Genomic DNA, 11,714 nt, shown 5'->3' with positions numbered 1-11,714 from the left:
GCATGTATTAGGCACGCCGCCAGCGTTCATCCTGAGCCAGGATCAAACTCTCCAATAAAGTTTGTCTAGCATCATAAATAAAAATTGACGTTTCACGTTGTTTGTTTCGTTTAGTTTTCAAAGTTCAACATCGCGTTTCAGCGACTTTTATAATATAGCATAATATATTTTTCTCGTCAACACTTTTTTTGAAGCATATTTACTTCTTCATTTGCTGACTTCGCCTATTATATAGGCTTTTCTTTCCCTTTGCAAGCATTAATCTAAAAAAATAAGAGAGGGATGATTCCCCCCTCTCTTATTCTTCAGAAGCTTCTTCATTTTCTTCTTCATCATCTTCTTTTTGAGCTTTTGCTACTGTCGCTACTTCTTGCTCATCTTCCAGACGAATTAAACGTACACCCTGTGTATTACGTCCCATTTGCGAGATTTGTTCAACTGGCATTCGAATAATAACACCAGCTGCCGTAATCAGCATGATATCTTCCTCACCTGTTACAGACTTAACCGCTACTAACTTGCCGTTTTTCTCTGTAATATTACATGTTTTTAAACCTTTTCCACCACGACTTTGGATGCGATACTCCTCAATCGGTGTACGCTTTCCATATCCATTCTTCGTTACAATCAACACATTCATATTCTCTTCGACAATTTCCATACCTACAACACGATCATCCTCACCTAATGTTATAGCTTTTACGCCGGCTGCATTACGTCCCATAGAGCGCACATCTTGTTCATTAAATCGAATTAACATACCATTGCTTGTACCAACAATAATATCTTTGTCACCAGATGTTAAGCGTACAGAAATTACTTCATCCTCTTCGCGAAGAGAAATGGCTATTAGACCGTTTGTACGAATATTTGAAAATGATGAAAGCGGCGTTCTCTTAGAGATACCTTGTTTTGTTGTAAAGAATAAGAATTGATCGTCACCAAATTCACGAATTGGAATAATAGCGTTAACCCACTCATCCTTATCTACTTCTAACAAATTAATAATCGGTATTCCTTTCGCCGTACGGCTATACTCTGGAATTTCATATCCTTTTGTGCGGTATACTTTACCTTTATTTGTAAAGAATAAAATATGATCATGTGTCGATGTCGTTAATAAATGTTCAACAAAATCATCATCATTTGTACCCATTCCTTGTACACCACGACCTCCACGGTTCTGCGTTTTATATGTAGAAGCAGGTAATCGTTTAATGTATCCGTTATGAGTCAACGTAATCGCAATATTTTGTTCCGGTATTAAATCTTCATCCTCAATGGATTCAATACCACCGATTGTAATTTCAGTTCTTCTCTCATCGTTAAATCGTTCTTTTACTTCTGTTAATTCTTCACGAATAATTTCTAGAACTTTTTCTTCATCGGCTAAGATTGCTTTTAACTCAGCAATTAATTTCAATAGTTCTTGATATTCTTGCTCGATTTTCTCTCGTTCTAATCCTGTTAAACGTTGCAAACGCATATCTAATATTGCCTGCGCTTGTTTTTCACTTAAGGTAAATTGCTCCATCAATCCTTGCTTTGCAATATCTGCTGTTTTCGAACTACGTATTAACGTAATTACTTCATCAAGGTGATCTAAGGCAATTCGTAACCCTTCTAAAATATGAGCACGAGCCTCTGCTTTTTCTAATTCGTAAGCTGTACGTCTACGAATAACTACTTTTTGATGTTCCAAGTAATAATATAGCGTTTGTTTTAAATTTAATACTTTTGGTTCTCCACCTACAAGTGAAAGCATATTAATACCAAAACTTGTTTGAAGAGCTGTATGTTTATATAGATTGTTTAGAAGCACGTTAGCATTTGCATCACGACGAACTTCCATGACAATTCGTAAACCTCTTCTATCAGATTCATCACGTAAATCTGTAATACCCTCAATTTTTTTATCGCGAACTAATTCTGCAATTTTTTCAATAAGGCGAGCCTTATTCACTTGGTAAGGTAATTCTGTGACAATAATGGATTGTCTTCCATTCGCTTTTTCTTCAATTTCAACCTTTGCACGTAGTGTAATAGAACCGCGCCCCGTTTCATAGGCTCTGCGAATTCCACTTCTTCCTAAAATAAGACCTGCTGTAGGAAAATCTGGCCCTGGAATATATTCCATTAACTCAGCAATTGTAATCTCAGGATTATGGCTTAAAGCTAAGACCCCATCAATGACTTCTCCAAGTTGATGCGGTGGAATATTTGTTGCCATACCAACAGCAATACCCGTCGCACCATTTACTAATAAATTAGGGAAACGAGCAGGTAGTACAACCGGCTCTCTCTCAGAACCATCATAGTTATCTTGATAGTCTATTGTGTTTTTTGTAATATCGCGCAATAGTTCCATAGAGATTTTAGACATTTTTGCTTCTGTATAACGCATCGCTGCTGCAGAGTCACCATCAATAGAACCAAAGTTTCCATGTCCATCAACGAGCATATAACGCTGACTAAAATCTTGTGCCATACGTACCATCGTTTCATAAACAGCTGAATCACCATGTGGATGATACTTACCGATTACTTCCCCAACGATACGTGCTGATTTTTTATATGCTTTATCAGCAGTAATACCTAAATCATTCATTGCATATAAAACCCTGCGATGTACAGGCTTTAATCCATCTCGTACATCTGGTAATGCACGAGATACGATAACACTCATTGCGTAATCTAAAAACGAGGTACGCATTTCCTGACTAATATTAACCTCTCGAATTCGTGCTTGTTGTTGATTATCTGACATCAACCAGCACCTCCTCTTACATTTCCGTTACAAATTACATTGATTTATATATAGACGACAGGAACACTGAGATTCCTGTCGTTATTTATCTTAAATATCAAGGTTTTTTACATATTTTGCATTTTCTTGAATGAAATTACGACGCGGTTCTACTTTATCTCCCATTAAAATTTCAAAAGTTTCATCCGCTTCAATTGCATCTTGTAAAGAAACTTGCAATAATGAACGCACCTCTGGGTCCATTGTCGTTTCCCATAACTGAGCCGGATTCATCTCACCAAGACCTTTGTAACGCTGAATACCTGGCTTAGGTTGCGCTGGCAACTCGGCCAATATTCTTTCAAGTTCTTTTTCGTTATAAGCATACTGAATCTTTTTTCCTTGTTGCACTTTAAACAATGGTGGTTGTGCAATATATACATAACCATGTTCAATAATTTGACGCATATAACGATAGAAGAACGTTAATAATAGGGTACGAATATGCGCACCATCGACATCGGCATCAGTCATAATAATAACTTTATGATAGCGGGCCTTTGATATATCAAAATCACCGCCAATGTTTGTACCAATTGCTGTAATAATTGTACGCACTTCATCATTGGATAAAATTTTGTCTAATCGAGCTTTCTCAACGTTAATAATTTTACCCTTAAGCGGTAAGATTGCTTGGAAGTGACGATCGCGTCCCTGCTTTGCAGATCCGCCCGCAGAGTCACCCTCTACGATATAAATTTCACTGATGGATGGGTCTTTAGAAGAGCAATCCGCCAACTTACCAGGTAAACTTGAAACCTCTAACGCGCTCTTTCTACGAGTTAATTCACGCGCTTTCTTCGCAGCTACACGTGCTCTTGCTGCCATTGTCCCTTTTTCCACAATTTTACGTGCAACATTTGGATTTTCTAGAAGGAACTTTTCAAATGCCTCTGAAAATACAGACTCTGTAATCGTTCTCGCTTCACTATTACCAAGCTTCGTCTTCGTTTGCCCTTCGAATTGCGGATTCGGATGTTTAATGGATACAATTGCAGTTAAACCTTCACGAACATCTTCACCAGTTAAATTACTGTCAGCATCTTTTAAAATATTATTTTTTCTTCCATAGTCATTAATTACACGCGTTAAAGCTGTTTTAAATCCTACCTCATGCGTACCACCTTCATACGTATGGATATTATTTGTAAATGAATAAATATTATTTGTATATCCTTCGTTATATTGAAGGGAAACTTCAACCTGAATCCCATCTTTTGAGCCTTCTACATATACTGGTTCTTCATGAATTGGCTGCTTCGAACGATTTAAATGTTCAACATAAGATTTAATCCCACCTTCATAATGGAATTCTTTCTTCTGTTTATTTTCACGTTTATCTTCAATTGTTAATTTAATATTACGATTTAAAAATGCTAACTCACGCATACGAGTTGCTAATATATCAAATTCATACACGGTTGTTTCTTTGAAAATTTCTGGGTCTGGCTTAAAGCGAGTGACTGTTCCTGTGTGATCTGTTTCACCAATCACTTTTAAATCTGCAACCGGAATACCTCGTTCATATTTTTGGTAGTGGATTTTTCCTTCGCGGTGTACAAATACTTCTAACTCGCTTGATAGGGCGTTTACTACAGATGCCCCTACACCATGAAGACCACCGGAAACTTTATAACCGCCACCGCCAAATTTACCACCAGCATGAAGTACAGTCATAATAACTTCTACTGCAGGGCGTCCCATTTTTTCTTGTATACCAACTGGAATACCGCGGCCATTATCCGTTACACGGATACTATTATCTTCTTCGATGACTACATTGATCTCATCACAATATCCCGCTAACGCCTCATCAATACTATTATCTACAATCTCCCATACAAGGTGATGAAGACCCTTTCCACTTGTTGATCCAATGTACATACCTGGGCGTTTTCGAACCGCTTCTAATCCTTCAAGTACTTGTATTTGACTTTCATCATATGAGTTTGCTTGCATTTCCTTTTGTTCCATTGACACAAAGATCACCTACTTTTCCATTTAAACAGAAGTTATATTCTGTCTATTTCACAATCTACCGTGCCGCTTTTTACATGAATTGTTTTCGCTTTTTTTAATGTTTCGTGTTCAATTCCGTCGACACTCGTCGTTGTCACAAATGTTTGCACTTTTCCTTGAATTGTATTTAAAAGATGTGATTGACGGTAATCATCTAATTCTGATAACACATCATCTAATAAAAGAATTGGGTATTCTTTTACCTCTGCATAGATCAATTCAATTTCAGCTAATTTTAGGGATAGTGCAGTTGTTCGTTGCTGTCCTTGTGAGCCAAAGACTTGAACATTTTTACTATTAACGAAGAATTGTAAATCATCACGATGAGGACCAATCAAAGTCGTACCACGGAAAATTTCACGTTGTTTCACAGATTGAAAACTTTCATAGTATACTTCTTTTATTTTCGACAAATCCATTGATTCTGATACATCTACACTTGGCTTATAAACGATTTCCAATTCCTCAAGCCCTCTGCTAATCCCACGATGGATTGGAGCAGCCCACTCTTGTAGTAAATGTAAGAATTCAAAACGTTTTTGTAGAATTTTCGCACCATGTTCAATAAGTTGAAGCGTAAATACATCCAACATCGTTTCCTCATTTTTACCTTGCATTGCCTTAAGCAAATGGTTTCGCTGTGTGAGCACTTTTTGATATTGACTTAATTCATACAAATAAACAGGAGCTATTTGTCCTAATTCCATATCTAAAAAGCGTCTTCTGACTTGAGGACTTCCTTTTACAAGATTTAAATCTTCAGGGGCAAACATAACAACATTCATCTCGCCAATATATTGGCTCAATTTTTGTTGTTCAAGTTCATTTAATTTTGCCTTTTTACCTTTTTTAGAAATATTCAATTCCAAAGATAAGGAACTATTTCGTTTTTGTAATCTACCTTTTATTTTACCATAATCTTCATCCCATCGGATGAGTTCACGATCATTTGAAGTTCTATGAGATTTTGCCATCGCTAATACATAGATAGCTTCCATCAAATTTGTTTTCCCTTGTGCATTTTCACCAATGATTACATTGACTTTATCCTCAAAAGAAAGGTTTAAATCTTCATAATTTCGATAATTTTTTAATTGTATTTCTGAAATAAACAAAGGGCTCCCCCTTTATGCTTGAACTTGAAATGTTCCGTTTCCCGGAATTTCAACTATATCATTGGCGTATAATTTTCTACCTCGTCTATTTTCAAGTTCTTGATTCACGTACACTTCATATTCTTGCAAGAACCATTTTACAGCTCCACCTGTATCAATTATATCGGCAAGTTTTAAAAATTGTCCTAGTGTAATATACTCTGTTGAAATTTTAATACGTTTCATAAAATCGCTCACTTTCTGAAAGTGTTCATTCTTTCATTGTACTAAATAAACTAACATTAGGAAAGTAATACCCAAAATCAAAAAAGAGTCGCTAGTACATAAAAACTAGCAACTCTCATTCTTTTTAGTAAGTACGAACCGGTAAAATTAGTTGGATAATGGAGTTATCATTTACTGTACGAATTAAGAAAGGTCTCATCGCACCAGTAAAGCTAATTTTAATTTCAGTACTATCTAAAGCTTTTAATGCATCCATCATATATTTTGCACTAAATGATATTTTTAATTCTTCACCATCTATTTTTTCACATTGAACTTCTTCTACTACTTTCCCAATCTCCGGTGAATTTGAAGAAATTTCTAGCATTTGCTGTTCAAGTGTTGATAGTTTTACAACGTTATTACGTCCATCTCTTGCCAATAAGGAAGCACGATCAATAGCTTGCAAAAACTCTTTCGTATTTACAAAGATATCCGTCTTACTTTCAGCAGGAATTAAGCGAGTTGTATCAGGGTAATTCCCTTCCAATAATCGAGAGAAGAATAGTAAATGTTTTGTACGGAATAATACTTGATACTCTGTAATAACAATATCCACCATTTCTTCAGACTCATCTAAAATTTTACTTAGCTCATTTAAACTCTTACCTGGAATGACAACATTTGCTTGGAATTCATCAGAAATGTTATGCCCTTCAATTTTTGCTGTACGAAGTGCCAATCTATGACTATCTGTTGCAATACAAGTTAACTCGCTGTTATATATCTTCCAGTTTACACCTGTCAAGATCGGACGAGTTTCAGAACTTGATACTGCAAATACAGTTTGACGAATCATATGTTTTAGTAAATCTGTTGGCACTTTAAATACATGATGTTCTTCGATTTGTGGTAATAACGGATATTCCGCAGAATCTAATCCATTTAAATTAAACTCTGATTTTCCAGATTTTATTTTTGTCATAAAATGATTTTCGACAGAAATTTCGACAATGTCTTTTGGTAATTTTTTTACAATCTCACTAAAATATTTTGCTTGTAAAACAATACTACCTGATTGACTAACTTCTACGATTTCTTTTCCATCTTCTTCAACAGGAATAAATGATTCGATTGAAATATCTGCATCACTTCCTGTTAATGTAACTCCTTCTTCTGTAGCTACAACTTTAATTCCAGTAAGGATCGGAATTGTAGTACGAGAGGAAACAGCTTTCATTACATCTTGTACACTTCTTACAAGGTAGTCTTTTTGAATTGAAAAACGCATAGCGAAAACCTCCGGTAAGTATAAGATTTTATTTATTTAATAAAGATAAAAAGTAGTAGTAATAGTAATAGGGCTTGTGGATATGTGGATAACCCCGTTCGAAGATGTAAAAACAGTCTATCTACATGTGGATAGACTGTGCGTAAAACAGGAAAAGTTATTCACACTATTCAGCTATTACTTTAAAATATCATTAATTTCTTCAATTTGCTTTTGCAGTTGTGTATCTGTTTTTAAGAGCCGCGAAATTTTTTCATGTGCATGAATCACTGTTGTATGGTCGCGACCTCCAAATTCCTCACCTATCTTTGGTAAAGATGAATCTGTTAATTCACGTGATAGATACATTGCAATTTGGCGAGGAAATGCAACAGATTTTGTGCGTTTCTTCGCTTTAAAGTCTTCTAATTTCACTTGATAAACATCCCCAACTGCCTTTTGAATATCATAAATGGAAATAATTTTCGGCTTTGAGTTTGGAATAATATCTTTCAATGCTTCGGCAGCTAGATCGGCATTGATATCCTTATTAATTAAGGAGGAATAAGCAACAACGCGGATTAATGCACCTTCCAGTTCTCGGATGTTCGAATCGATTTGATTCGCAATATAAATCATAACCTCATTTGGAATATCGAGGCCTTCTGCTTTTGCTTTTTTACGTAAAATTGCAATCCTTGTTTCAAGATCTGGTGGTGTGATATCCGTAATTAATCCCCATTCAAAACGTGAACGAAGACGATCTTCTAATGTTGGAATCTCCTTTGGTGGCCGATCGCTTGAGATTACAATTTGCTTACTTTCTTCATGCAATGCATTAAATGTATGGAAAAACTCCTCTTGCGTTTGTTCTTTTCCGGCAAGAAATTGAATATCATCTATTAATAAAACATCTACATTTCGGTATTTATTTCGAAAGTCCACTGCTTTATTGTCACGAATTGAATTAATAAATTCATTTGTAAATTTTTCAGATGATAAATAAACGACTTTCGCGTTTGGATTATGTTCAATCACATAATGTCCAATTGCATGCATTAAGTGGGTTTTGCCAAGTCCGACGCCCCCGTAAATAAATAAGGGATTATATGCTTTCGCTGGTGCTTCAGCTACAGCGAGTGAAGCTGCATGAGCAAAACGATTACCCGATCCAATAACAAATGTATCAAAAGTATATTTTGGATTTAACATACTTTGTGGCAGATGATTAGATTCATCACTCATCTTTTTTGCTTTTGCGGGAGGATAGTCAACCTCCTCTTCAGTTTGACTTTGAGGAATAATAAAACGAATATCCAACTTTGCTCCTGTTATATCATAAATTGTTTCTGAAATTAGCTCTGAATAGTGAGATTCTAACCAGTCACGGGCAAATTCATTGGGAGCTATAATGGTTAGAGTATCCTTTTTTAAAGCATGCGCCTTCGTTGATTTGAGCCATGTTTCATAACTTGGTTTACTTACCTTCTTTTCTAATTCCTTTAACGCACTATTCCATAAATCAGCGATATTTTCCAAGGATGTCCCTCCTTTACGAATATGGTAAAAGAATAAGGTTGTGCAACAAATGTACACCCCCCTAAATTTTTAATGTATATTTATACGAAACGTATTTTAAAACCTAAAAACGTTGTTTGTATACGAGATAGAGTTTTCGACAAAAATAGCATATGTGGACAAGTATTTACCCACATGTGAGTATAACTGTCCACAAGTTATTCACAAATTGTGGATAAAATATAAATGTGTAAAAGTTATTCAAGGTGAAAACACAACTATAATATCAAAAAAAAGTTGCCATAGCAATGAATTTTAGAAAGTTATCCACAAAATCAATACCTTGTGGAATAAACTTGTCCACAACACGATATACTGTGTAAAAGTCGAAAAATAATTTGTGGATACAAAAAAACAAAAAATATATTTATCCACAAAAGAATGGGATGCTTGTGAAAAAAGGTGTGAATAGGTTTAAAGTGAATATTTGATGAAAATTTCGAGAACCATTGACATTTTCCTAGTTAATTAACTATAATTTATAAGACTGTCTTTAACAGATATTCCTCAGGGAGGTGTCATATAATGAAAAGAACTTACCAACCAAATAAACGTAAGCGCAGCAAAGTACATGGTTTCCGCAGCCGTATGAGCACAGCGAACGGACGTAAAGTGCTAGCAGCTCGTCGTCGTAAAGGAAGAAAAGTATTATCTGCGTAGACCACTGAACGATCAGTGGTCTTTTTTTCTAGCCATAATGAATTTCCGCTGATGAAATACAGGAGTGTCAATTGATATGAAGAAAAAGAATCGTATAAAAAAAAATGATGAATTTCAGGCCGTTTTTCAAAAAGGAAGGTCTAGTGCCAATCGTCAGTTTGTTATCTACCAATTAGATAAGGAAACACAACCATACTTTCGAATCGGTCTTTCTGTGAGTAAGAAAATCGGGAATGCAGTAGTTCGCAATCGGATTAAACGTATGATTCGTCAATCCATTACAGAATTAAAAGATGAGATAGATTCTGGAAAGGATTTTGTTATAATAGCAAGGAAGCCTTGTGCAGAGATGACATACGAAGAGTTTAAGAAAAGCTTAATTCATGCCTTCAAACGTTCTGGAATTAAAATTACAAACAAGTAGCGTAGGAAAAGGAAAATGAATTACACTATATACATACCGAAACAAGGAGGAGCAGGCTGTGAAAAAGAAGATAGGCTTACTTGCCATGGTTATCGCTTTGATGGCGATTGCTGCAGGTTGTAGTGAAGTAAATCAGCCGATTACACCGAAAAGTACAGGGATTTGGAATGAATATTTCGTATACCCGCTTTCTCAGTTAATCACGTATTTTGCAAACTTATTTGGTAGTAATTATGGTTTAGCGATCGTTATTACGACTCTTATTATTCGTTTTGCGTTATTACCATTAATGATCAAACAAACGAAGAGTACAAAAGCAATGCAAGCGCTGCAACCAGAAATGGTAAAGTTGAAAGAGAAATATAGCTCTAAAGATCAAGCAACACAACAAAAATTGCAACAAGAAATGATGCAATTGTATCAAAAACATGGTGTCAATCCATTAGCGGGTTGTTTACCAATTTTTATTCAAATGCCAATTTTATTCGCATTTTACCATGCGATTATGAGGACAGCTGAAATTAAGCAACACAGTTTCTTATGGTTTGATTTAGGACATGCAGATCCTTATTATATTCTTCCTATTGTTGCTGCAATTACAACATTTATTCAGCAAAAGATTGCGATGGCGGGTACTGTTGGACAGAATCCACAAATGGCGATGATGGTATGGCTTATGCCAATTATGATTTTAATCTTTGCAATTAACTTCCCAGCAGCATTATCTTTATACTGGGTAGTTGGTAACATCTTTGGTATCGCTCAAATGTATATGATCAAGGGCCCTGAAATTAAGGCTAGTAAGGCAGGAGGATCAAGCAAGTGAGTATAATTACTGCTAAAGGACAAACCGTCGAGCTGGCAGTACAAGATGCTTTAAGGCAATTAAAGGTTTCAAAAGAACAAGTAGATATAAATATTATCGACGAAGGCAAGCGAGGATTTCTAGGTTTAATTGGGAATCGACCTGCTGTGGTAGAGGTTATCGTAAAGAAAGATCCAATCCAGGAAGCTGAAGAGTATTTACGTAATGTCGTTCAGGCGATGGGAGCGGATGTAGCGATTACAAAAAAAGTAAAGGGAAGAGATGTGGAATTTACTCTTTCTGGAAAAAATGTAGGTGTTTTGATTGGGAAAAGAGGTCATACTCTAAATTCTTTACAATATTTAACAAATCTTGTTGCGAATCGTAGTACGAAGCAATATGTTGGTATAACAATTGATGCTGAAAACTATCGTAGTAAGCGAAAAGATACATTAGAATCTCTCTCTTATCGATTAGCAAAACAAGTAGCAAGTACAAAAAAAAATGTTGTATTAGAACCAATGCCTTCTTTTGAAAGAAAAATTATCCATCAAGCATTAGCTAATCATCCAAATGTTATTACATCTTCCGAGGGAAAAGATCCGCATCGGCATGTTGTAATATCTCCCAAATAACCGGTCACTCATTTGAGTACCGGTTTTTTCTATGAGTTTGTTCTAACAAGTTTTCATGTATGAAAATAAAGGATTTAAATGCAGATTTGACTGAAGAAAAAATGACTGTGGATAACTGAAAACACTAAACTTATCCACTGTGAATAAGTTTAGTGTTTTTTACATGAGGACATAATAAAATGAGTTAATATTCTTTTG

The 11,714-nt window shown here is 35.5% G+C and carries 10 protein-coding genes; 4 read left to right on the top strand and 6 right to left on the bottom strand.

What is annotated here, in order from left to right:
* Window positions 1–298: 298 nt before the first annotated feature.
* The 6 genes from gyrA to dnaA form a co-directional block, all read right to left on the bottom strand.
* Complete coding sequence (gene gyrA / locus MR063_RS11560) at window positions 299–2,767, bottom strand: DNA gyrase subunit A (protein WP_242197824.1); 2,469 nt, start codon at window positions 2,765–2,767, stop codon at window positions 299–301.
* A gap of 90 nt (window positions 2,768–2,857) precedes the next feature.
* On the bottom strand, window positions 2,858–4,780 hold the full coding sequence (gene gyrB, locus MR063_RS11555; protein ID WP_242197821.1) for a DNA topoisomerase (ATP-hydrolyzing) subunit B: 1,923 nt from the start codon (window positions 4,778–4,780) through the stop codon (window positions 2,858–2,860).
* Between the two features lie 38 nt (window positions 4,781–4,818).
* Window positions 4,819–5,940 carry a DNA replication/repair protein RecF gene (gene recF / locus MR063_RS11550; RefSeq protein ID WP_242145055.1) on the bottom strand — a complete coding sequence of 374 codons (1,122 nt, stop codon included), beginning with the start codon at window positions 5,938–5,940 and terminating at the stop codon, window positions 4,819–4,821.
* Window positions 5,941–5,952: 12 nt separating this feature from the next.
* Window positions 5,953–6,165, bottom strand: coding sequence for a S4 domain-containing protein YaaA (gene yaaA, locus MR063_RS11545; RefSeq protein WP_000821363.1), 213 nt, complete (start codon window positions 6,163–6,165; stop codon window positions 5,953–5,955).
* A gap of 124 nt (window positions 6,166–6,289) precedes the next feature.
* A complete protein-coding gene (gene dnaN, locus MR063_RS11540) occupies window positions 6,290–7,435 on the bottom strand; it encodes a DNA polymerase III subunit beta (RefSeq protein ID WP_242197818.1) in 1,146 nt (381 codons plus the stop codon).
* A gap of 177 nt (window positions 7,436–7,612) precedes the next feature.
* Window positions 7,613–8,953, bottom strand: coding sequence for a chromosomal replication initiator protein DnaA (dnaA, locus tag MR063_RS11535; RefSeq protein ID WP_242145057.1), 1,341 nt, complete (start codon window positions 8,951–8,953; stop codon window positions 7,613–7,615).
* A 564-nt stretch (window positions 8,954–9,517) separates the two neighbouring features.
* Here dnaA and rpmH point away from each other — a divergent pair.
* The 4 genes from rpmH (at window position 9,518) to jag (ending at window position 11,516) form a co-directional block, all read left to right on the top strand.
* Window positions 9,518–9,652 carry a 50S ribosomal protein L34 gene (gene rpmH, locus MR063_RS11530; protein WP_000831901.1) on the top strand — a complete coding sequence of 45 codons (135 nt, stop codon included), beginning with the start codon at window positions 9,518–9,520 and terminating at the stop codon, window positions 9,650–9,652.
* Between the two features lie 76 nt (window positions 9,653–9,728).
* The gene (gene rnpA / locus MR063_RS11525; RefSeq protein ID WP_012096472.1) at window positions 9,729–10,076 is read left to right on the top strand and encodes a ribonuclease P protein component; all 348 of its coding nucleotides are present in this window, start codon (window positions 9,729–9,731) and stop codon (window positions 10,074–10,076) included.
* A gap of 58 nt (window positions 10,077–10,134) precedes the next feature.
* Window positions 10,135–10,902: a YidC family membrane integrase SpoIIIJ gene (spoIIIJ, locus tag MR063_RS11520; protein ID WP_242145058.1), complete on the top strand. Its 768-nt coding sequence runs from the start codon at window positions 10,135–10,137 to the stop codon at window positions 10,900–10,902.
* Entirely contained in the window at window positions 10,899–11,516 is a 618-nt protein-coding gene (gene jag, locus MR063_RS11515; RefSeq protein WP_242145059.1) for an RNA-binding cell elongation regulator Jag/EloR, read from the top strand. The genes spoIIIJ and jag overlap by 4 nt, the downstream gene beginning before the upstream one ends.
* Window positions 11,517–11,714 lie beyond the last annotated feature (198 nt).

Source organism: Bacillus cereus group sp. BfR-BA-01492 (genome assembly GCF_022662815.1).
Lineage (GTDB): Bacteria > Bacillota > Bacilli > Bacillales > Bacillaceae_G > Bacillus_A > Bacillus_A cereus_BD.
The sequence above is the reverse complement of the archived record's forward strand: the minus strand, read 5'-3'. Positions and strand labels throughout refer to the sequence as shown.